The organism is Solimonas sp. K1W22B-7, assembly GCF_003428335.1.
GTDB lineage: Bacteria > Pseudomonadota > Gammaproteobacteria > Nevskiales > Nevskiaceae > Solimonas_A.
This window is the reverse complement of sequence record NZ_CP031704.1, coordinates 4,708,008-4,731,780: the sequence shown is the minus strand read 5'-3', so window position 1 is coordinate 4,731,780 and position 23,773 is coordinate 4,708,008. Positions and strand designations below refer to the sequence as shown.

Annotated in this window: 20 protein-coding genes; 13 read left to right on the top strand and 7 right to left on the bottom strand. The window is 61.8% G+C overall.

Annotated elements, in window-relative coordinates; genetic code table 11:
* Positions 1-17: 17 nt before the first annotated feature.
* The 10 genes from D0B54_RS21350 (at position 18) to D0B54_RS21305 (ending at position 13,406) form a co-directional block, all read left to right on the top strand.
* On the top strand, positions 18-2,090 hold the full coding sequence (locus D0B54_RS21350) for a DUF1302 family protein (protein ID WP_117293947.1): 2,073 nt from the start codon (positions 18-20) through the stop codon (positions 2,088-2,090).
* A gap of 97 nt (positions 2,091-2,187) precedes the next feature.
* On the top strand, positions 2,188-5,106 hold the full coding sequence (locus D0B54_RS21345; protein WP_117293945.1) for a LuxR C-terminal-related transcriptional regulator: 2,919 nt from the start codon (positions 2,188-2,190) through the stop codon (positions 5,104-5,106).
* Between the two features lie 107 nt (positions 5,107-5,213).
* Positions 5,214-6,332: a fatty acid desaturase gene (locus D0B54_RS21340; protein ID WP_117293943.1), complete on the top strand. Its 1,119-nt coding sequence runs from the start codon at positions 5,214-5,216 to the stop codon at positions 6,330-6,332.
* A 21-nt stretch (positions 6,333-6,353) separates the two neighbouring features.
* A complete protein-coding gene (locus tag D0B54_RS21335) occupies positions 6,354-7,436 on the top strand; it encodes a 2Fe-2S iron-sulfur cluster-binding protein (RefSeq protein WP_117293941.1) in 1,083 nt (360 codons plus the stop codon).
* Positions 7,437-7,538: 102 nt separating this feature from the next.
* Positions 7,539-8,744, top strand: coding sequence for an acetyl-CoA C-acetyltransferase (locus tag D0B54_RS21330; RefSeq protein WP_117293939.1), 1,206 nt, complete (start codon positions 7,539-7,541; stop codon positions 8,742-8,744).
* 34 nt (positions 8,745-8,778) lie between these two features.
* The gene (locus tag D0B54_RS21325; RefSeq protein ID WP_117293937.1) at positions 8,779-10,923 is read left to right on the top strand and encodes a 3-hydroxyacyl-CoA dehydrogenase NAD-binding domain-containing protein; all 2,145 of its coding nucleotides are present in this window, start codon (positions 8,779-8,781) and stop codon (positions 10,921-10,923) included.
* A 9-nt stretch (positions 10,924-10,932) separates the two neighbouring features.
* Positions 10,933-11,721 carry an enoyl-CoA hydratase/isomerase family protein gene (locus D0B54_RS21320; RefSeq protein WP_117293935.1) on the top strand — a complete coding sequence of 263 codons (789 nt, stop codon included), beginning with the start codon at positions 10,933-10,935 and terminating at the stop codon, positions 11,719-11,721.
* A gap of 4 nt (positions 11,722-11,725) precedes the next feature.
* The gene (locus D0B54_RS21315) at positions 11,726-12,850 is read left to right on the top strand and encodes an acyl-CoA dehydrogenase family protein (RefSeq protein WP_117293933.1); all 1,125 of its coding nucleotides are present in this window, start codon (positions 11,726-11,728) and stop codon (positions 12,848-12,850) included.
* Positions 12,847-13,167 (top strand): acyl carrier protein, encoded by a 321-nt coding sequence (gene acpP, locus D0B54_RS21310; RefSeq protein WP_367396794.1) that lies wholly within the window; start codon positions 12,847-12,849, stop codon positions 13,165-13,167. Before D0B54_RS21315 ends, acpP begins: the two co-directional genes overlap by 4 nt.
* A gap of 2 nt (positions 13,168-13,169) precedes the next feature.
* Positions 13,170-13,406 (top strand): helix-turn-helix domain-containing protein, encoded by a 237-nt coding sequence (locus D0B54_RS21305; protein WP_117293932.1) that lies wholly within the window; start codon positions 13,170-13,172, stop codon positions 13,404-13,406.
* 323 nt (positions 13,407-13,729) lie between these two features.
* Here D0B54_RS21305 and D0B54_RS24465 read toward each other — a convergent pair whose 3' ends face one another.
* From D0B54_RS24465 to D0B54_RS24640, 6 genes are all read right to left on the bottom strand, one after another.
* A complete protein-coding gene (locus D0B54_RS24465) occupies positions 13,730-14,713 on the bottom strand; it encodes a DUF6602 domain-containing protein (protein WP_162932607.1) in 984 nt (327 codons plus the stop codon).
* Positions 14,714-15,001: 288 nt separating this feature from the next.
* Positions 15,002-16,879, bottom strand: coding sequence for an ATP-binding protein (locus D0B54_RS21300; protein ID WP_117293930.1), 1,878 nt, complete (start codon positions 16,877-16,879; stop codon positions 15,002-15,004).
* Positions 16,876-17,382, bottom strand: coding sequence for an ABC-three component system middle component 2 (locus tag D0B54_RS21295; RefSeq protein ID WP_117293928.1), 507 nt, complete (start codon positions 17,380-17,382; stop codon positions 16,876-16,878). Before D0B54_RS21295 ends, D0B54_RS21300 begins: the two co-directional genes overlap by 4 nt.
* Positions 17,367-18,455 (bottom strand): ABC-three component system protein, encoded by a 1,089-nt coding sequence (locus D0B54_RS21290; protein ID WP_117293926.1) that lies wholly within the window; start codon positions 18,453-18,455, stop codon positions 17,367-17,369. Before D0B54_RS21290 ends, D0B54_RS21295 begins: the two co-directional genes overlap by 16 nt.
* An 8-nt stretch (positions 18,456-18,463) precedes the next feature.
* A complete protein-coding gene (locus D0B54_RS21285; RefSeq protein WP_117293924.1) occupies positions 18,464-19,447 on the bottom strand; it encodes a restriction endonuclease in 984 nt (327 codons plus the stop codon).
* Between the two features lie 92 nt (positions 19,448-19,539).
* Positions 19,540-20,061, bottom strand: coding sequence for a helix-turn-helix domain-containing protein (locus D0B54_RS24640; RefSeq protein WP_205527200.1), 522 nt, complete (start codon positions 20,059-20,061; stop codon positions 19,540-19,542).
* Here D0B54_RS24640 and D0B54_RS21275 point away from each other — a divergent pair.
* The 3 genes from D0B54_RS21275 (at position 20,048) to D0B54_RS21265 (ending at position 22,009) form a co-directional block, all read left to right on the top strand.
* Entirely contained in the window at positions 20,048-20,416 is a 369-nt protein-coding gene (locus D0B54_RS21275; RefSeq protein ID WP_162932606.1) for a hypothetical protein, read from the top strand. The two genes, D0B54_RS24640 and D0B54_RS21275, sit on opposite strands and share 14 nt — an antisense overlap.
* A gap of 275 nt (positions 20,417-20,691) precedes the next feature.
* Positions 20,692-21,045, top strand: coding sequence for a hypothetical protein (locus D0B54_RS21270; protein WP_117293919.1), 354 nt, complete (start codon positions 20,692-20,694; stop codon positions 21,043-21,045).
* Positions 21,046-21,307: 262 nt separating this feature from the next.
* A complete protein-coding gene (locus D0B54_RS21265; RefSeq protein WP_117293917.1) occupies positions 21,308-22,009 on the top strand; it encodes a hypothetical protein in 702 nt (233 codons plus the stop codon).
* Positions 22,010-22,267: 258 nt separating this feature from the next.
* On the opposite strand, the gene D0B54_RS21260 is transcribed toward D0B54_RS21265, so the two are convergent.
* A complete protein-coding gene (locus D0B54_RS21260) occupies positions 22,268-23,725 on the bottom strand; it encodes a tyrosine-type recombinase/integrase (RefSeq protein WP_117293915.1) in 1,458 nt (485 codons plus the stop codon).
* Positions 23,726-23,773 lie beyond the last annotated feature (48 nt).

Here is a 23,773-nt window from a genome sequence, read left to right as displayed (position 1 = left end):
AAACGGGGGAGAGACACATGAGCAGCAACATCCGGGTGGCGCAATGCGCCGCCGCAGCGGTTCTCGCGCTCGCGCTGGGGCAGGCGCGCGCCGAAGGTGCTTTCGAAGACGTTATCAGCGAGCTGAGCTTCAGCTTCGGTGGCTTCGTGCGCGCCGAGTCGGCGATTCGCACGACGTCCATGGAAAATCCGAACAACCAGGGCGGCAACGTCACCAACGGGCGCAGTTTCCAGCGTACCGCCTACCTGCCGCCGAACGCGATTCCGGCCTATCTCAACGGCGTGACGGGTGGCGTGCTGCCGGCCCTGGGCGTCAACCTGCCGCAGACCGGTACCTGGACGTCGGTTCCGGTTGGCGTGCTTGGTTATCGCGACACCGAGCCCTTCACCCGAGACTCCCTCGTTCAGACCAACGAAAACTGGACGAACTACAGCGTCCTGCGCGGCGAAACCGAGTTCGGAGTGCGCTATGGCTCCAAGTTGAGCCTCGTCGGACGACTGCGTGGTGTCTATGACCCGGGCATGTACGACGAGTTCGACGCCCAGAGCGTTGCCAACCTGCAGGGCGGCATCAGCGGTGGCGATCCCCGTCTGTACCACGGCAAGCCGAACTACTTCGACTACATCGTCGAGGGCGGAGACAAGCCCAATCCGCTGGAGTGGACCGGGCGCAACTATCAGATCTACTTTCCGGCCCTGGTCGCCGAGTACAGCGACGGCCCCTTGGTCGTCCGCGCCGGCAACCAGCAGATCGCCTGGGGCCAGTCGATCTTTTTCCGCGTCTTCGACGTTCCCAATGGTCTCGACCTGCGCCGTCATCTGATCCTCGATCGCGCCCTGGAGGAGTTCTCGGACAAGCGCGTGCCGATGTTGTCCGTGCGCAGCACTTACCAGATCAATGACTCGATCCTCGCCGACGCTTACGTCGGCAAGTTCCAGCCCTCGATCTTCGGCAATCCCAACACGGGGTACAACGTCATCCCGGCGCAGTTCACCGTGCATGACATGTTCACTGAGGGCGGTTATGACGACGAGCTGAGCTACGGCCTGCGCCTGAAGGGCGACTACGGCACCTGGGGCTGGCAAGCCATGGCCGTGCGCCGCTGGAATCCGGACGGCGTCTTCCGCTGGACGGAATCCGGCGTGACCAAGCCGCTGCCAGGTGGCAACAATCCGCTGACCGGAGAATTGGGTTCGCTGGTGAACTTCCTCTACGAGACCGGGAGCCCCGGCCGCGCCGAGTGCGGCGAGACGACCGCGGAAGCTCTCGCTCATACTGCCTTCGAAGTGGCGCCGGCTGGCGTCTACAACGCGGAAGAATGGTTCGACTACGCTGGCCAGGTGCGCCTGAACGGCATCACCGGCCTCAACGCCGCGATCGACGAATTCCCCTGCGCCCAGGCGCTCTTCGCCTCGTCGGTCAACACCTATGACGAAGCCTATAACGAGCTGAACACCTTCTTCATGGGCGCCGGCGGATCGCTTCGTGGACACATCGCTCGTGAGTACTTCCAGGAAGACGTCTTCGGCCTGGGCGTGAGCTATGTCACCGAGAGCGACAGCTCGGAGTTCCTGAACCAGCTGATCTTCAACCTGGAAGTCCAGTACACCCCGGAACGCACTTTCACCAACACCTCGCTGTCGCGGAACTACATCAAGCAGGACGAGTTCATGGTCTCGCTGGTGGCGGACAAGTGGCACCGCTTCTTCAACGAGTTCCCGGGCACGTACATCGTGATGCAGGCCCTGCACAAGAACCGCAGCGACCTGGTGGGCCGTCATCTGTCGGGCTATGGCGGCGATGAGAAGAACATTGCCGATGGCGTGAAGGGTGGCGCCAACTACCTGGTCTTCGGCTTCCTGCAACCCTGGCCGAACAAGCTGTACGAGCTGGAGTTCGCGGCCCTATACGACATCAACGGCGGCCTCTTCGTGCAGCCCGGCCTGCGCTGGAATCCCGGCAAGGGTGTCACCGTGGAGGGCTTCTACAACTATATCGACGGGAACCTCTACGGCAAGCCCAATGACAATCTGGTCTCGACCCTGGACTTCGCCGAGGAATTCACCCTGCGTCTTTCCTACCAGTTCTGATCCCCATCCCTCCTCCCCGCGGGGATCCAACTGCCGGCGGCGCGAAAGCGCCGCCGGACTTTTCTTTCTTGCGGCCCGGGGAGGCTAGGGGTGGCAGATGAGCGCGATAGGTAACCCGGAGCGATTCGAAGTAGTCGACGAAGGCTGGACCGGCGATGCTGGCGCGGGTCGGGACGAAGCCGTCGCCTGGGCCTCGTCGCCTGGGCACGGCATGCCTGGACGGCGCGGCGATAGGCAATTTGCCGGTTTCTTGCATGATCGCGGTGCAGCACGTCACGCTGTGGCGATGAGCAGCAACGCCCATATCTTCGAGCCGCCCTTCTTTGCATTCGCTCCGGTCAGGACCGGCGCGTTCAGTACCCTGTCGCAACAGGAAAAGCCGCCGTCCAAGCTGGTCGCCATTACCGCGCCGACCGGCTATGGCAAGACCGTGCTGCTGACCGGGCTGTTCGAGCGCTACCGCAAAGCTGGCACGCTGTGCCGCTGGCTGTCACTGGACGATCGCGACGTTACGGTCGAGCGTGTCATGACCCATCTGGAGAGCGCGCTACTGACGCCTGCCAGCATGGTCGATCCCCAGCAGGCGCTACACCAGGGTGACGAGCCGGTGCACGAGCGCATCGCGGCCTTGCTGGAGTCTATGTCGCTGTCCACCACCCCTCTGGTCGTGTTCATCGACAACCTCAATTTCTGCGCTGACGAAACCCTCAACCGTTTGCTCGATGCGCTGATCTTCCGTACTCCGTCGTGGGTCCAACTGGTGCTGTCCAGCACCACCACACTGCCTTTCGACCATGCCCGGGCCAAGCTCGAGGGGCGCATCCTGAGCTTTGGCTTCGGCGAGCTGAGCCTGAACCGCGAAGAGGTTCTGGCGTTCCTAGGCGGCGAACTGGCGTCCCGCCTGACCCCCGCGGCCGTCGACAGCATCGTCGCGCAAAGCGAGGGCTGGCCGGCCGCCGTACGTCTGATGCAGATTGTTTTGTCCTCGGCAGAGCAGCCCGAGCAGGCCCTGGCACGCTTCTCTGGCGCCGACGAGGACCTGTCCGACCTGCTCAACCGACAGGTGCTGGGGGCCTTCGACGAGCGGTCGCGCAAGTTCCTGCTGGAGATCTCGCTGCTGCGGACCTTCGGCGTGAACCTCTGCCGATTTGCCACGGGCGACGAGCAGGCCCACCAGCACATCGCCAGCTTGCTGCGCCGCAACCTCTTTGTGATCCCGCTCGACCGCAACCGTAGCTGGTATCGCCTTCATGCCCTGTTCCGGGAATTCCTGGTCGACGAGGCGCAGCGCCAGATTCCGGTTGAGCGCCGCCGCGAAATCCTGTCGAAGGCCGCCGAGTGGTGCGAGCACGGCGGCCACTGGCACGACGCCATCGAATATGCCTTGGCAGCCGACTCCGCGCCGTTGGCAGCGGCCGTGCTTGAGCGGGTGGCCGCCATGTTCGTGCGCGACCGAGGCGACCTGCACCAGTACATCGAATGGGTGGAGAAGCTGCACGCCACCGGCGCCCAGTGCGGATGGGAAGCCGACTTCTGGTATGTATGGGGCCTGGTCTTCCACCGGCGCTACGAATACGCGCGCCGCCAGACGGAGCGTCTCAGCCTGCGCATCGACCGTGAGGTGGCCGCCGGTACTGCTACCGGTGACGCCAACGAATTCCGGCGGCGGATCGAGGTCATCCTCATCGCCATCGACGTCTACACCGATCGTTTGCAGGAAGGCTATCCCAACTGCATCAGGTGGCTGTCCGGCATGCGTGGCGACGATCCTTTCAACGTCGCCACGGTGGCCTGCGCAGCCAGTATTCACCTGACCAGCGCCTACAAGCTTGTGGAATCGCGCAAGCTCATACGCCAAGCCCAGTCCTACATCGCCCAGGCCAACAGCGATTACGGCGTAGCCTGGGTAAGCCTGCTGTCCTCATTCATCGCCCTGCAGGAAGGCGACTTCGTCACCGCGCATCAGGATCTGTTGGCGGCCCTGACCCGCGTTCGCGCGACCCTGGGAGAGACCCCGGGCATCGTGAGCACCATCTCCATGCTCGCTGCCAAGAGCGCCGTCGAGATGAACCTCGATGCAGAGACGCGCGAACTATTGTCGCCTGCACTTAAGAAGGCAACCTCGCATGGATTGGTCGATACCGCCGCAGCGGGACTCGAGGCCGCCGTAAAAATGTGGGATGGCCACTCGGATGATCCGGTCAGCGTCCCCATGTTGCGCGAGATCGCCTCGGCCTATCCGCCGCGCCTTGCTGCCATGCTGTCCTGCTTCCTGATTCGCCGGCTGATCCGGCTGGGTCGCATCGACGACGCGCTTCTGGAGGCGGCGCAGATCGGCCTGACCGGTGATGAGAGTGGGCGCCGCCAGCCCGCCGCGGGCGTGCCGGAAACGGCGAACTACCGCGACCTCTTGGCTGCCGCCGAGATCGATCTTGCGATCGCCACAGGTCGCCTCAAGCAGGCCACGGCCATGGTCGCTGCCGAAACCAAGCTCGCAAAGGCCGAGGACCGCGCCGGCCGCTTGGTGGAACTCGCCCTCGACGAGGCCGCAATCAGCATATGCACTCACAACCCTGCACCGGCCGTGCGGCACGTTGCCCGGGCGATCAGTATTGCCGCTAAGCGGCGCTACCTGCGCCCCTTCCGCGACAGGGCGGAACTGCTGGCCGGAATTGTCAACGAAACCAAGTCCAAGGACTGGGGCTTTGCTGTCGAGGAGGAGCGCCGCTTCTTCGCGGAAATATGCCGCGGCCTGCCGCTGACCAATAGCGGCCTGCTCGAGCAGCTCGACGAACTCAACGTTTCTTCCGCGCTCACGGAGACCCCCACCGCCCGCGAGCTGGAGCTACTGTCCCTGATCGAGGCCGGGCTGACCAACCAGCAGCTGGCTGACCGCTTGTCCGTCTCCGTGGCCACCGTGAAGTGGCACCTCTACAACCTCTACACCAAGCTCGGTGTCTCCAGTCGTTCGGCCGCTATCGCCCGGGCCCGGGCGCTCAACGTGCTGGCACGCTAACCCCCGCCCAAACTATCGGTTGGGAATCCTCCCGGTTCTCCGGCGCAGCATAGGCTCGACAAAGCGTACGAGCCGGCTTGGACCGGTTTGCCGAGGAGATACTGATCATGTTCGACTACTTCAAGTACCTGCTTTCCCCGGTGGTGCTGGCCAGCCACGCCTATGGAATGTGGTTGGGGGGAAACAACGCCTGGCTGGGCACGGGTTGCCTTCTGGCACTCCTGTTCCTCGACGCCTTCCTGGAAAACGACTACACCATGCGCGATCAGCAGCATGTGTGGATCTATGACGTCATTGTGTCGCTGACAGTGCTCGCGGGTTTCGCCAACGTCTTCCTGTACGCCTGGCTGGTCGGCACCGGCCACTTCGAGACCACGTCCGCCGCTGTAGGCGCTTTCGTGGGCATGGCCATGCTTGGCTTCGTGGTTCACGCGCCGCCGGTGCACGAGCTGTTCCATCGCGAAAACCTTTTGCTGCGCACCCTGGGTCGCGTCGGGCAATGCCTCATTTTTGACCCCTGGCGCGAGATCACGCACGTCGTGACCCATCACATGCGCACCGCCACGCCGGATGACCCGGACTATGCTCGCCGCGGCGATACGGTCTACGGACACATCCTGCGTACCTTCCCCGGCCAATGGAAGGAGTCCTACCATCTCGAGAAGATGATGTGGACCAAGCGCGGCCGTGCTTGGTACGACCCGCGCAACGCCTGGGTCGGCAAGGTCGCCTATCTGTCCGCCTTCACCGCCGTGCTCTTCGCGCTGGGCGGAACCAAGGGCACCATCCTCGCCATCCTCAGCATCCTGGTGGGTCCGCGGATGATGCTGGAGGTGTTCAACTACTGTAATCACTACGGCCTGATTTCTGCGACGCCAGGGCGCTTCCAGAAACATCACACCTGGAACCACCTGACGCCGATGGTGCGCATCCTGGCCCTGGAGATCACCAACCACGCTGGCCATCACGAGGACAGCTACAAGCCGTTCTACCAGTTGGAGCCGGACCGCGATGGCCCCAAGCAGCCGCAGTTCTTGATGTGTGTACTGCTGGCCCTGGTTCCGCCGCTGTTCTTCCTGATGATCAAGCCGCTTCTGCGCGACTGGGATCGCCGCTATGCGTCGCCCCAGGAACGCGAGATAGCCCGAGCCGAGAACGCCAGGGCGGGTTGGCATGACCTGAACGACGAGCAAGCCGAAATCGTTCGGCGGCCGCTGGTCGCCTGATCACGCTATCCGGGAGAACTCATGGAAACCGTCATCAGGGCGCCCAAGAGCGGCGTCGGGGCACGCGCGCCAGCCGGTTACTGCCGGATCACCGTGGAGGGCCACGACGAGGCCTTCGACGTCCGCAAGGACGACCTGCTGTTGCTCGCAGCGCTGGCGCAGGGCGTGGAGTATCCCCACAACTGCCGCGTCGGTACCTGCGGCAAGTGCAAGACACGGCTCGTGGGCGGCCGCATCAGTCCGATGATCGACTTCGCGCTGTCGCCGCTGAGCAACCAGGAACTGCAGGAGGGCTATGTGCTCGCTTGCCAAGCCAAAGTGCGCACCGATCTGACTATCGACGTTCGCCTCGGGCAGCAGGCGCAGCTACCAGTCAAGACCGTGTCCAGTCGCGTGGTCCGCTGGCGCAAGCTCCCAGGTGATGTCCTGGACCTCCGGCTGCGGCTGGATGAGCCCCTGCCATTCCACGCCGGGCAGTACTGCACCATCGCCGCCTCTGGCTCGTTTGTGCGGCGCTCCTACTCCTTCTACGACGCTCCGCCCGATGCGGGCAGCGCGGGCGCCGAGGAAGTCGGGTTCCTGGTCAAGCGCCTGCCCGGCGGCCGGTTCTCGGAGTGGCTCTTCGCTGCCGACCGCAGCGGCGAAAAAATCTGGCTCGAAGGGCCCTTCGGCATGATGGGCGTCGAGGACTATGAACGTGATGGCCTCTGTGTTGCCGGTGGCACCGGTCTGGCGCCGATCCTGTCGATTGTCGCTGATCGCCTGGCGCGTTCGGCCACCTCGAAGTTCACGATCGTCTTCGGTGTTCGTACCGAGTCCGATGTCTTTGCGAGCGAGCGGCTACGGCAGCTGAAAAGCCAGGCCGGAGACCGGTTGCGTCTGGTGACGATCCTGTCGCATGAGCCGGCCAGCTCGCTCTGGGGTGGCAAACGCGGCCTCATCACCGAGGCTCTCGACGACAGCCTGGGTATCGACTACGCCAATACCACCGCATTTGTTTGCGGCAGCCTGCCGATGGTCGAGGCAGTGGAGAGGAAGCTGGTCGAGCTTGGCGTCGCGCCCGACAGTATCCACGCCGACAAATTCCTGCCGTCAGGCTTCTGAACGTCGGCCGGTAACCCGAAAACCCAGTTACGGACGCCGGCAGGACTGCTCGATAGGGCGGTTCGTGTCGGCGATTCCCTCGCCAGATACCAGGAGAAACAGATGTCCGCGGCATTCATCTACGATCACGTTCGAACCCCTCGCGGTCGCGGCAAGCCCGACGGCTCCCTGCACGAAGCCACCTCGATACATCTCGGTTCCACGGTGCTGGCGGCACTGCGCGATCGCAATCAGCTCGACACCGCTCTGGTCGACGACGTGGTTTTCGGCATCGTCATGCCAGTGGGCGAACAGGGCCAATGCTTGCCGCGTCTCGCCGCACTGGGTGCCGGCTATGTGCAAGGCGTGGCCGGCGTGCAGATCAACCGCTTCTGCGGCTCTGGACTCGAGGCCTGCAACATGGCCGCATCCAAGGTCATCGCCGGCGGCGAATTCGTGGTTGCCGGTGGCTGCGAAAGCATGTCGCGCGTCCCCATGCTGTCCGATGGCGGCGCCTGGAGCGTCGACCCGGCAGTCGCCTACAACTCCAGCTATGTCCCGCAGGGTGTCAGCGCCGACCTGCTCGCCACCAAGTGGGGTTACACGCGTGACCAGCTCGACGACTACGCCGTGGAGAGCCATCGCCGCGCCGGCAATGCCTGGAGTGAGGGGCGCTTCTCCCGCTCTGTGGTGCCGGTCCTCGACGTCCTCGGCGAGACCTTGCTTGACCGCGACGAGGCGATCCGCGCCGGCTGCCGGCGCGAAGACCTGGGGTCGCTGAAACCATCGTTCGCTGAGCTGGGCCGCAAGGCCGGCTTCGATGCGCTGGCCGTTGCACGCTATCCCGAAGTCGAGTCCATCCAGCACGTCCACCACGCCGGGAATTCCTCCGGCATCGTCGACGGTGCCTGCGCTGTGCTCCTCGGCAGCGAGGCCGCGGGCCGGTCCGCCGGACTGAAGCCGCGGGCCCGCATCCGCGCCTTCGCCGAGATCGGTTCCGAGCCCACCATCATGCTCACAGGCCCCTCGTATGCGGCGGAAAAGGCGCTCAAGCGTGCCGGCATGAAGACCAGCGACATCGATCTCTGGGAAATCAACGAAGCCTTCGCCGCCGTACCGCTGCGCTTCATGCAGGCCCTTGATCTCGACCCCGCCAAGGTGAACGTCAATGGCGGCGCCATCGCCATGGGGCACCCGCTGGGCGCCACGGGGGCCATGATCCTCGGCATCGCGCTCGACGAGCTGGAGCGCACCGGCAAGTCCACCGCACTGGTCAGCCTCTGCATCGGTGCCGGCATGGGTGTCGCAACCATCATCGAGCGCGTCTGAGCCAGCGCCACACCTACCGAACAGGGAATACATCATGCTGAACACCACGATCAACGACGGCATTGCCACGCTGAGCCTGGACATGCCGGATCGCTCCATGAACGTCCTGACCCCGGAGCTGGCCACGGCTCTGGAAGTGGAAATGACCCGTCTGGTGACCGATCCCGCAGTCACCGGCATCATCATCACCAGCGGTAAAAAGGGCAGCTTCGTCGCCGGCGCGGATCTCGGTCAGATGGCTGACTTCGTCAAACCGGGTGTCACCAAGGCTCAAGGTCGCGCCATGATCGGCGTCTACGGCGACCTGCTGCGCCGCATCGAGACCTGTGGCAAGCCCGTGGTCGCAGCCGCCCCTGGCACCGCCCTGGGCGGCGGCCTGGAGCTCATGCTGGCGTGCCATTACCGAATCGCGGCCGACCTACCTGCGGCGCAGTTCGGTCTGCCGGAGGTCAAGCTCGGTCTGCTCCCCGGCGCCGGCGGTACTCAGCGACTGCCGCGCCTGATCGGCATTGCCGCCAGCTTGCCTCTGCTGACGCAGGGCACGGCGCTTGGTGTGCACGAGGCCCAGAAGAAGGGGCTGCTGCACGAAGTGGTGCCGGCGGACGCGCTGCTGCAGGCCGCCGAGGCGGCGCTGCGCCAGGGCAAGGTAAAGCCCAAGGCTCCATGGGACGAGAAGGGCTTCGCTCTTCCGGGTGGCGACGCCTATGCGGGAGCCAACCTGATGGCCCTGACTGCCGCGAATGCCTCCACGCACTCGACCAGCCGCGGCAAGTGGCCGGCGCCCTACGCCATCCTGCGCTGCGTCTATGAGGGTTCGCGCCTGCCGATCGACAAGGCGCTGCGCCTGGAACAGAAGCTGTTCGTGACCCTGGTGCAGGGCGACGTCGCCCAGAACATGATCCGCACGCTGTTCTTCGCCAAGCAGTCGGCCGACAAGCTGGTGCGCCGACCTGCCGGCGTGGCGCCCAGCAAGGTCCGTAAGCTGGGCATCCTGGGGGCAGGCTTCATGGGGGCCGGCATCGCGCAGGCTTCCGCGTTGGTAGGCATCGAGGTGGTACTGGTCGACCGTGATTTGATCACCGCCGAAAAGGGCCGGACGGGCATTGCTGCTTCTCTGGACGCCGACGTTACCAAGGGTCGGCTCAGCGATGTGGCCCGCAACGATGCGCTCGGCCGCATCAGCGCAGCTGGCAGCCACGATGCCTTCCGCGACTGCGATCTCGTGATCGAGGCGGTGCTCGAGGACTTCGGCATCAAGGCTGCGGTGACCAAGTCCGCCGAGGCCGCCATGCGCCCCGACGCGATCTATGCCACCAATACCTCGGCGTTGCCGATCAACGACCTGGCCAAGGCCAGCAGCCGGCCGCAGAACTTCATCGGCCTGCACTTTTTCTCGCCGGTTCCCAAGATGGCTCTTGTCGAGGTCATCGTCGGCAGTGAAACCACGGCTGAGACCCTGGCCCGCTCGCTGGACTACATCCGCCAGATTCGCAAGACGCCGATCATTGTCAACGACGGTTATGGCTTCTACACCACGCGTTGCGTGGATGCCTACATACGCGAAGGCATTCGCCTGCTCATCGACGGCGTCGATCCGGCGGTGATCGAAAATGCCGGCGTCTCCCTCGGCATGCCCGTGGGACCGCTGGCACTCGGCGACGAGGTGGGCCTGGACGTGCTGCACCACATCGCACATTTTTTCCGCAGCCGAGAATCCGGCGCCTGGGCCGACGACCGACATGGCAGCGTCAACGCCGTGCTCGACCGGCTGCTGGCGGAGAAGCGCCTCGGCCGCAAGAACGGCCACGGCCTCTACGAATACCCTGCCGACGCCCCCAAGCGCCTTGACCAGGCCTGGTGCGCCGCGTTTGCCCGCGCGGAGCAGCAGCCCTCCTCGGCGGACGTGCAGGAGCGCCTGCTCTATGCGCAAACCCTGGAAGCCGCGCGTTGCTGGTCGGAGAACGTTGCCACCGATGCCGGCGAGACCGACCTGGGCGCTGTGCTCGGCTGGTCCTTCCCGACCTATCTCGGCGGGCCGATGGCCGTTATCGACCGCGTCGGTGCTGCCGCCTTCGTCGAGCGCTGCGAAACCCTGGCCCGCGAACTGGGGCCGCGTTTCGAGGCGCCTGCGCGCTTGCGCGATCACGCTGCCCGTGGCGCCGTGTTCCACCCTGCCTGAGGAGTCGCCATGTCCCTGGCCGAACTGAAGATCGATCCCGAGCGCGGCATCGCCACCATCACGGTGAACCGCCCACAGGTGCTCAACGCCATTGATGTGCCGACTGCGCGCGCGATCTTTGAGGCGGTCCGTCCGCTGCAGAATGATCCGGCCGTCCGATGCATCGTGCTGCGCGGCAACGGCCGTGCCTTCATAGCCGGCGGGGACCTGGCTCGTTTCGCCGAGGACTTCGACCAGGCGGCGAACGTCGTGGACGAATTGTTGGACGCGCTGCATCCCACCATCGAGATCCTGCGAGGCCATGACGCCCCGGTGCTGGCCAGCGTCCATGGCGCCGTCGCCGGCGCCGGCCTGAGCCTGATGGCAGCCTGTGACTTGGTGGTGGCGGCGGAGGGGACCCGTTTCCTGCTGGCCTACGACCGGATCGGCGCATCGCCCGATTGCGGCGGTACCTGGTTCCTGCCACGCCTGCTGGGTGAGCGCCGAGCTGCCGAGCTGATGATGCTCGGTGAAACCTGGGATGCCGAGACGGCCCAACGCATGGGCCTGGTCAATCGGGTCTCACCGGCGGACGGCCTTGACGCCATGACCGAAAGCCTCTCCGCGCGCCTCGCATCCGGCCCCACCCTTGCCTACGGCGCCTATAAGCGCTTGGCCAGCCAGGCCTACAACCGCCCCTTGCTCATTCAGCTCGATCTCGAACGCGCGGCCTTCAAATCGGCGACCCGCACTGCGGATTTCCGTGCGGGCGTGGAGGCATTCCTGGGACGCAGCACGCCCGTATTCGCCGGTAGGTAAGGCCATGCTGACCCAGGACCAGGAACTTGTCGCCGACACTGCTCGCCGCTTCTCGCGGGAGGTTCTGTTGCCCGGCGCAGCAGCTCGCGAAGCGGCCAGGACGATCGAGCCCGATGTCATCCGCGGCCTTGCGGAGATCGGCCTGCTCGGTGTCACGGTCTCCACCGACTACGATGGTGCCGGCGCCGACTACGTCAGCTACGCGCTGGCCCTGATGGCGATCGCCGAGGGCGACGGTGCAGTCTCGACCATGATGAGCGTCCACAACGCTCCCTTCTGCGCCATCCTCGAGCGCTACGGCTCGGAGGAGCAAAAGCAGCAGGTGCTCAAGCCCGCCGCGCGAGGCGAGTTCATCGGCGCCTTCGCTCTCACCGAGAGCCACGCGGGTTCGGATGCCAGCGCAATCCGCACCCGGGCCGTCCGCAAGGAAGGCGGCTACCTCATCAACGGCAGCAAGCAGTTCATCACTAGCGGGCACATCGCTCGCTACGCCGTAGTCTTCGCCGTGACCGATCCGGAGAACCCCAAGCGGGGCATCACCGCCTTCCTGGTTCCCACGGGCTCGCCGGGCTACAGCGTCACCAAGACCGAACACAAGCTGGGACAGAAGGCCAGCGACACCTGCAGCCTCGCTCTGGACGACCTTTTCGTGCCGGAGTCGACGCGGATCGGTGCAGAAGGCGATGGCTACCGGATCGCCCTCTCCAGCTTGGAGGCGGGCCGCATCGGTATCGCGTCCCAAAGCGTTGGCATGGCCCAGGCCGCGCTGGGCCATGCCATTCACTATGCCCGTGAGCGCGAAGCCTTTGGCAAGCCGCTGATCGAGCACCAGGCGGTGTCCTTCCGTCTTGCCGACGCCAAGACCCGCGTCGAGGCCGCACGCCAGCTGGTGCTCTCCGCGGCCCGCATGAAGGACGCCGGTGTTGCCTGTCTGGAGCAGGCCTGCATGGCGAAGCTCTTCGCCTCCGAGGCCGCTGAGGCCGTCTGCTCGACCGCCATCCAGACCTTTGGTGGCTACGGCTACGTGGAGGACTTTCCCGTCGAGCGCATATACCGCGACGCCCGCGTCTGCCAGATCTACGAAGGCACCTCGGACATCCAGCGCATCATCATCGGGCGCGGCCTATGAGCCTGCAGCAGCCAGAAAGAGAGCCTTCTCGCATCGACCGTCGCTCTGTGCGGATCGTCTCGCTGTGCCCCAAGTCCGTCTCCGATCCGGAGCGGATGGTGCGCTCCATCATAGCGGCGCAGTTCAAGGTCTCGTGGACCCAAGTGACGGCCGAGGCCCGGTTCGTTGAGGACTTGGGCGCGGACTCCCTGGACCTCCTGCAGCTGGTCCTGGAGATTGAGGAAGAACTCGACCTGGAGATTCCGGACGAGGCGGGCGAGCAGTTTCGTTGCCTGGCCGATGTGCTCGCCTTCATTGCAATTGGGAAGGGGGAATAGGCATGGACTCTGGAACGCTGTCGTACCTTTCCCTTGCGCCGACCGACAGGCTGACCAGCCGTGAGAGTCAGGTCATGGAAGCGCTAGTTGAAGGTGATCGCCTCGACGAACTGGTGAACCGTTTCGGCGTGTCTCCCAACACCGTCAAGTACCACCTTAAAAATATCTACGCCAAGCTAGGCGTCCACTCGCGCCGCACGGCTATCCATACCTACCGATCGAGCAGGCTGCAAAGCTAAGCACTGCTCGGCGAACTCTGGTCTACAGCAAAATACCAGCCTCCTCCGCAACCATTGTCCGGTTGCTTTGCCGGAGCGTCTCCCCGACGCTCTGGCTTTTTTACGCGAAGAGGGGCGAGACTGGCGCAATAGTCGTTAGGTCCGCTTTGCGCGGAAGGCGAAATGCTTGGAATTGACGATACGGTGTCTTATCGTAAGTTTCTCGCTATCACGGCCAGCGAAGTCGGCTACGTGCCACAAGCATCCAGCCAATAAAGAGATGTCGGTGGCAGCAGGTGATCCTCGAAGCATCGCGTACCTGCTCTAGCGGTAGGCCGCAGAGGTTACTCTGAGCCGTGGTCTGTAGTGCCGACGAGTTCTGGAATGTACTTTCCCTTCACGAAACGATACTTCCCAGCTTCTGAAACCAAATTCCCTCCACATTCAGGGCACGGCGAGGTAGATGAAATGGTCCCGTTAACAACGACATCCATTTTGCCAAGATTAGGCTTGAGCTGAAGCCCTTTGCCACATCGATCACAAGTAACGGGGATTTTCGCTACCTTTCTGGCTTCGATTGAATGAAGGCCTACTACGTCGGGAATCACGTAGTTGCCGAGTAATGGGCTATGGCGACTTTCGCTCACTTTTTTATAGGTGTTGGTTACTCCTCCGATGAACCCCAAAACCTCGTCATACTCCTGCGGATGCTTGAAGCCAATCCAATTCTCCCCATCGTCGTACCAATACCCGCTACCAGCAACGCAGATCGCCCTCAGAGGCGCGTCGCTTTCCCCATACAGGTTTTTATAGCGCTGAGCTTCGTCCAGCCTAGTTCCGGTGAGATCTGACGCGAGTGCAAAGATGACGGATCTTGCTCTTTCCACCGGATGGTTGGTGGATTGTCCAAGCTCGTCTGTTAGTCCTGGCAAGTATCCGAACTTGGCAAGCTTGCCGGCCGCCCAATGGGCAGCCTTCAACTCTGTTGCATTCAAAGTAGTTTTGACTTCGATCGTGTAGAGGACCGATTCAATCGGAAAAATTCCAGTTGTTTCATCCATGAGGATGGGCGGTAGGATCGACCGGTCATACAAGACGATGTCAACCTGACTAGACATTGATGAGCCGTATGCATCAATGATTTGTCCACTGCCCACTCCTATATCCGCCGGAAGCAACGGTCTGAACAACTTGCGGACCAAAATCTCCAGGACGCTCCCTTTCACGCCAGCGTGCGTTAGCACCGATGCGGCCCGGGCTTCCTCAATAGCCGACTTTATCCGGGACCTGAGCAGGACTTGGTACGGATTACCATTTGCGATGGCCATGAGCGCGGGTATCAATATTGTGAGGGGGTAAACGCGATCGAATCCTTTTGACAAGCGATTCGCGCACTATGCGACTCAAGGTCTGCCGAGAGCCTCTTCGTATGCAAGGGTTCATTCTGCACCTCATCGAGTAGAGACTGCTTTTGGCTTAGCGAGCGCTCAATGGATTAACGACAATGGTGCTTATCGTGAGTAAGGCGAAAGGCTGCCGTCAGCCGAGGAGGTCTACGCCTCGGTAGAGATTTCTCTGGCCTCCTCCATACCATTGCTGTTCATCTCCACGCGCCTCTACCCCACGGGCTCCGCCGCGTACGGGAAAAGGCCATACCGACCATGATGCGGATTCTTGCCAAACATCGAAGATTGTTGAAGCTTCATGATCGCATCGGGTGGGTTGGTGTTCTCGACTACGATGACTTGCTTGTCGGCGGGCAACATCTCCAGAGAGGCGTAGAACTGCTCCTGCAGGTCCGTGCCGGTCAAATCGTCTTCCGTACCATCTGGCTCTCGATAGGCGAGCAAAGGGGAATCGAGAACGACGAATCCTGTGTGCGGTGTTTGACGCGCGCGGCAGAAAGATAGAAGACCAAGGGTGAATGCTGTATGTGTTATGGCACGCAAGCCCTTACCGAAGGCGCTACGCGACTTTCCGGCGATGACAAGGTCGCGCGTCTTGGAGTCGAAGTACACGTCTCCAGACTCAGGGAAGTGCCAACTCGTCAGGATGTCCTCGACAATCTTGGCGAAGGCATGGGAGACAGTAGTGGGGATATCGGCGCTGGCAAGAGTTCCGGCCTTCTCATCATCGACACTCTTCTCAAGATCGCTGCGGCGGCGTTCCATGTCCTGCACTGTGGCGTAAAGCGCCAACGCCTCGCGCACGTCGGCGCGCTTGTCTGCGAACTCGGAGTAGGATTTGCGAAGGGTAGAAAGCCTGGGCGCGATAAGCTCCTCTACCGCTTGAGAGATTGACTCCAGTTCCTGAACGGCGACGGGCATCTTGCGGTCAAAACTGACGGATTCTCGTTCCAGATTGCGCATGGTTGTGGACAACTCAGCGCGCAGAATCTCAATTTTGGCAATCTCTTTACGCGCAGCTTGCACCACTGCGTCAACGTTGCCCTCGCATTCGGCATCAGCACGGTGATGGGCGGGCGCTGCGCCGCATAGAGGGCAAGCCTTGGAGCCCAATACGTTAAATAGTGTACCGCCCTCCTCGACAGCGCGCAGTCGTTCGATATCGGACGCGTAATGTTTGTCGAGAAGTATGAACCTCTCAAGCATAGTCCCGACTTCGGCGCGACGCTCGCGGCTCTCCTCCAACTTCTTCCGCAGTTCACGGCGCTTCCCGGCTGCCTCCTGAAAATTGGCCTCCGTGGTGTTCACCTGAACTGCTTGCTGACGGAGAGACGCATCAAGCTTGTTAAGCTGCTCTTCCAACTCTTCCGGGCTCCTAGTTAACTCTTTAAGCCGTTTTCGGTAGTCGTCGAGTAGTTGATCAAGAAGTTGCAACTGGGCCTCACGCGAGAGTTCCTCTGGTTCGCGTTTGTTGCTGGGAACCAGTGCGGAATCGTCTGTCCCCGTCAGCAACAACTTAAAAGTAGCGAGGTTCGGCGTGTTTGCTATGGGGTTGCCGTCAAAAAGCGGAGAGCTCTGCTGCGTGATCTCAGTCTCGTTGACGATCATTAGGCGTGCAATGTTGCGAAAGCTCAGGCTGTTGGTCTCATTGCGGGAGTTCCTGCGTACACGCTTGCCCCTGAGCTCGCAAAGGCTTAATAGGAAGGACGAAAGATTCTCATCGTTCTTGTCGCTATGCTGCTCGTCGAGTTGCTTGTACAGGATATCAGCCGCAGGTGGCGTCTCATGTAATCCCTCGTAGAGTCGGAAGCCACCGCCGTCGACGCTTCGCCAAAGCGTGAACGACTCCCCATCGATCGTCTCGAGTCCTAAAAGGACTAGGTCGTAGCCGACTCGCTCCGGGATGTCACGCAAGGGCGGTTTGCCCCCCAGCATGAAGTCGATGGCTTCGACTATGAATGACTTTCCGGTGTTTGAAGCGCCGTAAATAACATTCAGACCTGGGCCGAATGTCACGGTCGCGGGCTTCTTCTGTAGACCAAAGAATCCGAGGAACCGCAAGCGGAAGCCGGGTGTTGCTGCGGTCATGTATCGCCCCCAAGGCTCTGCTCGACCTGTTGAAATTCCTCGACCCATTTGTCAAAGAAGCGGTGCATTACGCCCCTGAACTCGTCGTCCGTATGCTTCCCAAGCACCTCGACAAGCCAAGACGCGCGATCTTTGAGGGCGAGTAGATAGTGCGACGAGACGGTTGAAAGGAGCGTGGCGGCGTTCTCGCCCGCTAAGTACTTGATTCCCTCCGACGTGACTTCGCGTTCGACGAGGTCACGAGTCATCATTAGGAGCAAAGCCTGCTCGACGATCTTGCGCCGCACTAGAAGCTCGGCAGACTGAATGGGCGTCGGAGGGTGGAGATTGTCCGGGCCGCCAACGTCAGCCGTATGCACAAGAAGGTAATCGAAGGCGACAAGTCGCTGGAGGTCGTAGGATTGCGGGTAAGCCGCACCGAGGATGGCTACCGCGCGGATTCCGGCTTCAAGGGGGCCGTTGAAGGTGACGGGCTTCCGCCCCTGACTCATGATCGTGTCCACTGCAGGCGCTCCTCATTGACCAGTTGGTGGCAGATGCCGTCTCGATCCTTGGGATTCGTGCAAGAGATCAAAGCGTTTGCAGTGATCTGCATATCGCGCGCAGCCTTGGTGACGGCGCTGACTTTCTGAAAGCCGTCAGCATGGTTCTGATCGTGCGTGTCAATCACGCCGTCATAGATGTCATCCTGCAGGGACTCGAACGTGCCTGGAGGAACCGTGTCGCGTGCAAAGACGCGCAAAGACTCCGCTTCAAAGAATGCTTCACGTTGACGACGAAAGTGCTCCTTGAGCTTCGGCTGTGGGAGGTGCGACGGATCGGCTATCAGAACTCCGGTGTGTTCGCCATACGCGCCAAGCAATTGCGTGACATATCGGCTCTCGGAAGAAGAAACAGTGATGGGAGGTTTTCCTGCTACGGGGCGTGGTGGCAACCCCCCGCCAAATCGAGCGGCGTGTATCGGCGTCGTGCGGTGATCATCAACAAGCTGGAGTGCGGTTTTCGCCTCGAAGATCGAAAGATTGAAAGCATCAACATAGTCACGTAGTGCACCATCAAGCAGAACATCCTGAGTACTTGTGATTGCACTCTTCACGTTCTTGTCCCAATTTGCGATCAAATCTTCGCGCAACTTCGTGGCGTTCCCCAACAAGCGACTCAGCTTCGTGCCAGCGCCCCAAGGTGAAACAAAGTAGTAGTGGCGAGGGATCGCATACTCGCCCTTGAAGGAGTACCAGATGACCTTGCCAAACTCTGGCCAGACATCAGTCGGCATCAGGGCATGGTCGTAGTGCTTGCATTGGTAGTTGTCCCATGCGCCCTTGAGGTGCTTGGCGTCCGCGAAGCCGACAACATCGATTCCCATGTCACCAGCGCCAGAGAAGCGCTGCACCTGCTTGTATTGCTTCTTCAGGCAGTAGTGGGCCCACTCATGTACAAAGTCTTCCCATTGATCCGGCGAGTAGGTGAGAAGCCGCTGTTGCGGCGGGATTGATGGCCCTTGGAGAACTTGTGCGGCGGTGATTTCATTGACGGGCCCGCCCGGCGCGGCGATATCTGTCCAGATCGCTGTCATAGCGTGCCTTACGCCTCCCCATCATGGGGCCGGAAGTAAGGATTTTTATGAATCTGGGCGGCTTGGACCTTCTTCACCAAGAACTCTCCGAGGTCATCCTGCCGCTCAAGTAGATGCACAATCTCTTGGAGAGTGGAGAGGATCAGAATCTTGTGCTGCAGAAACTCACGCACGGTGTGAATCGCGGGTTCCGTGTAGTCACTGGCAGAGATGAAAATTCCTCGCACCTCCGCGCGCGACATAAGACGAACAAGATGCTCTGAGATCTCAGGCTTTCCTACCGGATTTCGATACCACTTCATCTCAACGAAGTAGAGGGCGCCGCTGAGCTCAATAATCCCATCAATCTGCTCAATGATCCCTTCCCCGGCTTCGCCGACGAGATGAAAGGCCTTGTGAACGAGGACGCCGTAGGCCTGGAAGAGGTTGTTAAGAGCAGCTTCCAGCATCTTTCCGCGATTCTGGGCTGTAGTCGTAGTGCCAAAGAGCGAATACAGCTCATGCTTGGCAGCCTCGATCCTTGAACTGCGTTCGCGCTTTTCAGCGGAAACTCGTTGTGCCTCGGCGAGACGAGTACGACGCTCGTCCTCGCGGGCATTGTTCATGCGTGTGAATGCGTCCTTTTGATTCACAACCTCGCGGATGCTGGCAACGAGTCCCTTGGCCTTTAGTTGGTCGTCTGGCCAGCATGTATCAAAACTGGCGAAATCCACTACACGCCGTAGCACTTCGCGTCGCTCGCGGAGGGCTGGCTCTCCCTTTACGTTAAGGCGCTCAAGCACCGTGCGAACCATCTCGTACTTGTTGATGTCCTTTGGCGTAGCCCTCAGGCGAATGGCAAGGTCGGAAGTCATGTGGTCGGGCACACCCGCCCCACGAAAGAACACCAGCACATCTTGCTTCGAGCGGTTGAGGAGCGGCACAACATCCACCAAGAGGTTGAACAGCTCCGGTGGATAGTGGAACGTGATGTCCCCCGAGGCGCCAGTCATGCGATGGCTTCCTCCCAAATATGCCCAGCGCTGGTCCTGACGCCGGAGTGGGCTTCATTCGTCCTTGTCACTAGTCTTCCCTACGCCCCCGTCTATCCAGGCCTGCGCCCGAACTTTTCATCCAATAGGTCTGCTGGACGCACTTCAAGGGCATCGGCAACACGGCCGATGACATCCAAGGTCACGGTGCGCTTTCCGCTTTCAATTTCGCTGATGAAAGCCTGATCTCGGCCAATCTTTTGCCCTAGCTCTTCTTGGGAGAGGCCTCGCCGCGTGCGCTCAAGACGAACGCACATCCCGAATACATCGTTGATTGGATGTGGTTTTAGGCGCGGCGCTGGCATCTCGAAAGCGTCGTCCCAGATTGAACTATGGTCTATTGCTAAATAGCAATGAAAATGCTTTGATACCTCCGAATCCCTCTTCGGGGGCGAGGCAATGAACGGGTAAGGAATGAGTGCAACCAGATCGCTAGTGATTATTTCGATGGGACTGCTGATGTCGCTTTCAGCCCAAGCTGCGCCTCTATGGGACTTCGCCGCCGTCCCACAGAACAGGATGCATCTCGCTGCGGCGCCGGTTTCGTCTGGGGTTGCAGGGGTGACGGAAATCATCTCCTACACCTGCATCGACGGCATGCCCTGCGCCTGGTCCTTCAGCCTGGCACTCGACTGCAAGGCAGGAGAGACGGCTCTGGCTGTCGTGACGGCCCCGGCTCTCGAAATGAAAGGGCAGAAGGGCCCTCCAGGCAGCTTTCTCCAATGCGGCGGCCCGAATCCCGGACTGCCGGGCACCTACGTCTATCTGATCGAGCGCACGGATATTTTCGGTCAGCTCGCGCTTCAAAACACTCCCGTTACCATCCGCGTCTCTGTTGCGGGCGGCAAGCGGATGCGTGACGTGCGGATGGACTTCACGGGGTCGGCTGCCGTTCTTGCCAAGGTCAATACCAACCATGGACGCAGATAGGCGGACATGAGGAAGCTGAACCTCTTGTGGAGTCAGCCGCCCAGATCTAAGGGGTGCGTGTGCATTCGCCACGGCCTCGAAGGTCAAGCGCTCGCATCTGCGTGCTGATCCTGATGACATCAACGAGAGGCGAATGATGCTGGGTTGCGCCCATGCTGCATTCGCTGATGTTGTCAGGGGGCGAAGCGCTCTCTAGTTCATCGCGCGACACAGATTTTCTTTCCTTTAGATCGTGCCATCACCGTGGTGGCTCGTACGCATGCGAGGGAAGGAAAATGAAGATCGTACGTGACGTGCAAGGGCAGAGCTATGAGCTGGTAGGGAAGCTCTGCGACAAATGTGGCTACGCCGCAAACCAAGGCGGATCCCCGGCAGATGTCATCGCCGCCCGCCATTTCATCACTGTGGACTTGGATGACGGGCCACACGGCAATCTGTGGCGCGCGGATCTCTGCCGGGTATGTGCTTCTGAAATCCTTCAAGCGATGCCATCCGGCGGTCTATTCATGCGCGCCGTGGCGAGACTCGAAGCGGAGCGAGGATTTCGAGTCTTCGACTTCAAGGTTCGAGACGAAAGCGGATCGACGATCCGCATCGAATCGATCATTCCTGAACCCGATCTGATGTGACTCAGAAGTGCCGGTGATGCTCACGATGGATGAGCGTCACCGGCAGGTTCCATGAAGCCCAGTGCCACTAGCTCCGCGCGAGTCGATGAGCCGCTCGACGCCTCGCAAAAAGAAACGAGCCGACGAGCCGCAAGCGGCCCCTTCGGGGCGGTCATTGACTCGTGCTCGACTGCGTGGCCGGCCGATCCCGTCCGAAAAGCGCGGCGCAATCTGCCGCGCTTTTGGCCAGATTTGAGGAGGAAATATGAAATCAGCAATACGAATGACAACCGAGACCATGGCGATTGCTTTCGCCTGCGGACTCGGGATGGTTTGGGCGCTTTCTGAAGTGGCAACGATCGGCTCGCAGAAGCAGGTCCTGCTGATCATGGGTCTTGCTGCGGGATACGTGGGTGGGGCGCTCTATCTGCTCAGCCACCGGCGCGCCCTAGGAGTGACGGTCGCGGCCCGACTGCTCCTGAGCATTGCGGGCTTGGGCGCAGTCATCTACGCGGGCCTAGCGGGGGTGCTGCCTCCACGAACCGCACTCGTGGTGCTGCTTTGCGGCGCAATGGGGTCTCTGCCGTTGTTGCCGGCGGGTATCTTCAAGTACGCATCCCGGCATGCGGCTCAAGGTTCATCCGTCATCGATGATGACGAGTCTCGGAGCTACGAAGTGCGAGCCGGAATTTTCGCCTTCCTCTGGAGCGTACTGGCGTCGATGCCGCTTCTCGGATTCCTGGCCGGTGACGGGAGCCTTGAGCCACTTACCTGGATTCTCGGGGGCGCATTCGCCATCAATGCATGCACTGGCGTGGCGTCCCTAGCGGGGGGTGTCCTGTGGTTTCTCGGACAGGGGGTGTCAGGGATGTGTGAGTTCCTGTCGTCCCCGCCTGTCTCAGTTTCTCAGGATGACGATAGCGATGATGTTCTTCAGCAAATTCAGCTCGAGGAAGACCTGAAGCGGCTGCGGGGAGATGACTAGCCAAGAACAGGCCCCTGCGAGTCTGGCTATGAAAGCCGAACTTGATTCAGAAGAAGGGGGCTCAAAGGGTGTGGGAATGCATCTAGCTGCGGATGGCCGGGCGCAACTCCCACGGAAGGCCGAAGGCCGAAACCCTCCGATCTCGGCCTATGGAAGCAAAGATGGTGGGTGCGCGCAGGGGTCGCACCCACCATCTCCCCTTTACTCCTCGGCAAACGTCTTTTCGCGACTGTCGATGTGTAGATCGGCGTCGCGGGATCAGCCAGTCGCCGTCGTTTCCTCGGCCGGCAGGTTTTCATCATTCGCCGTCTGCGTGCCGCGCAGCCAGTAGCCGCGCGGCGGCTTTTCGATCTTCAGCTTCTTGGCGGCCTTGTGTATTGCGACGTCGGACACCCCCATGGCGTCCGCCAGCGTTTCGATCGTCTGCGCCCAGATCGCCTTCTTCAGCGCTTTCGCATCCTTCTTGAGCGCCTTCCACTCCGGGCTGATGAGTGTGCCGTCGATGACCTGCGCACGCACCGGAAGCTCCGGCCGCACCAGCTCGCGAACAGGCTTCGGCTCCTGGCCCGGGACGGCCGCTCCCTCAATGGGCCGAGGCGCGTGATGCTGGCGCATTACCGCCAGCAACATCGGCCGGCTGTCGAGGTGCGTATACCGGTCGGCCATGCTCTCGCTGCTGTGGCCGGTCACGGCCTGCACCAGCGCCTTCGACAGCCCGTAGATTTCGAAGAGGCGCGTCGTGCCTTCATGCCTGAGGTCATGCAGGCGCAGGCCATGGTCTTGCTTGGGCTGCGCTTCGCGCAGCGCCTTCAACTCAGCCTTGGTCAGGTACAGGCCGGCCGCTTGGCGCACACGCGACCAGGCCGTGCCGATGGAAGCCGCGGTCGTTTGGAACACCGAGCCCTGCCGCTCCTTGGCGCTCGGCAGCGTCAGGAGCATGGCGACCAGGTCGGGAACCAGCGGCACCTGGCGAGCCTTCTTGGACTTGGTGCGCAGCTGCGTCAGCGTGGCGACGCCAAAGCCGTCGGAGAAAATCTCGACGCGATCCCAGGTGAGTGACGCCAACTCTCCGCGGCGCATGGCCGTATAAATCGCCATCTCGATGATGATGCCGATGGGGATGCGATCCTGGCCGCCGACCGCATTCTCGTATTCGAATGCAGCGCGGACCAAGCGCTCGTACTCGTCCGGCAACAGCCGGCGCTCACGCGCCGGCGGCGGCTTGGGCATCATCCCCGGCCTGACTGGCTGATCGAAGCCGTAGCCCCAGGGCCCGCCGGCCAGGTTGTACATGCGCCGGACAATGGCCAGCTCGGCACGAATGGAGCCGTTCGAGGCGCCTTGCTTCCGCCGGCGTCGGACGTAGTCGGTGATGTGCCGCGGCTCAACCTGGGCCGCTTTCATGCCCGAGAGCTCGGGCTGCTTATCGAGGAGGAACTGGCAGCGCTCGCGTTCCCGCCGCCGGGAGTCGGCGCCGTCGCGCTTCTCCACCACCTCGGTCATGAACTCTTTGAGCAGCTGGGTGAAGCCGATCTGCTCGACCTTGCGGCGGTGCTCGATGCCGTCGTCGTCGGACGCCGTCCTCAGGGACCGGAGCCACTCGTCCGCCTGGAGCTTGGTTGGCCAGGTCTTGCTGTAGGCCTTGCCGCGGATGGTGATGCGGGCCCGGTAAAGGTTGCGACCACGCTTTTCTACTGCACCGTCAGGATTTCGCACCGAAGCACTCCCTAAAGGAGTGCGGTATCCACGCTAAAAAACTTTGAG

Bases quoted from the DNA above. Each gene is read 5' to 3' on its own strand.
- D0B54_RS21350 (WP_117293947.1), top strand. From the start codon at position 18: ATGAGCAGCAACATCCGGGTGGCGCAATGCGCCGCCGCAGCGGTTCTC.
- D0B54_RS21345 (WP_117293945.1), top strand. From the start codon at position 2,188: ATGAGCGCGATAGGTAACCCGGAGCGATTCGAAGTAGTCGACGAAGGC.
- D0B54_RS21340 (WP_117293943.1), top strand. From the start codon at position 5,214: ATGTTCGACTACTTCAAGTACCTGCTTTCCCCGGTGGTGCTGGCCAGC.
- D0B54_RS21335 (WP_117293941.1), top strand. From the start codon at position 6,354: ATGGAAACCGTCATCAGGGCGCCCAAGAGCGGCGTCGGGGCACGCGCG.
- D0B54_RS21330 (WP_117293939.1), top strand. From the start codon at position 7,539: ATGTCCGCGGCATTCATCTACGATCACGTTCGAACCCCTCGCGGTCGC.
- D0B54_RS21325 (WP_117293937.1), top strand. From the start codon at position 8,779: ATGCTGAACACCACGATCAACGACGGCATTGCCACGCTGAGCCTGGAC.
- D0B54_RS21320 (WP_117293935.1), top strand. From the start codon at position 10,933: ATGTCCCTGGCCGAACTGAAGATCGATCCCGAGCGCGGCATCGCCACC.
- D0B54_RS21315 (WP_117293933.1), top strand. From the start codon at position 11,726: ATGCTGACCCAGGACCAGGAACTTGTCGCCGACACTGCTCGCCGCTTC.
- acpP (WP_367396794.1), top strand. From the start codon at position 12,847: ATGAGCCTGCAGCAGCCAGAAAGAGAGCCTTCTCGCATCGACCGTCGC.
- D0B54_RS21305 (WP_117293932.1), top strand. From the start codon at position 13,170: ATGGACTCTGGAACGCTGTCGTACCTTTCCCTTGCGCCGACCGACAGG.
- D0B54_RS24465 (WP_162932607.1), bottom strand. From the start codon at position 14,713: ATGGCCATCGCAAATGGTAATCCGTACCAAGTCCTGCTCAGGTCCCGG.
- D0B54_RS21300 (WP_117293930.1), bottom strand. From the start codon at position 16,879: ATGACCGCAGCAACACCCGGCTTCCGCTTGCGGTTCCTCGGATTCTTT.
- D0B54_RS21290 (WP_117293926.1), bottom strand. From the start codon at position 18,455: ATGACAGCGATCTGGACAGATATCGCCGCGCCGGGCGGGCCCGTCAAT.
- D0B54_RS21285 (WP_117293924.1), bottom strand. From the start codon at position 19,447: ATGACTGGCGCCTCGGGGGACATCACGTTCCACTATCCACCGGAGCTG.
- D0B54_RS24640 (WP_205527200.1), bottom strand. From the start codon at position 20,061: ATGATTTCCGTCACCCCTGCAACCCCAGACGAAACCGGCGCCGCAGCG.
- D0B54_RS21270 (WP_117293919.1), top strand. From the start codon at position 20,692: ATGAAGATCGTACGTGACGTGCAAGGGCAGAGCTATGAGCTGGTAGGG.
- D0B54_RS21265 (WP_117293917.1), top strand. From the start codon at position 21,308: ATGACAACCGAGACCATGGCGATTGCTTTCGCCTGCGGACTCGGGATG.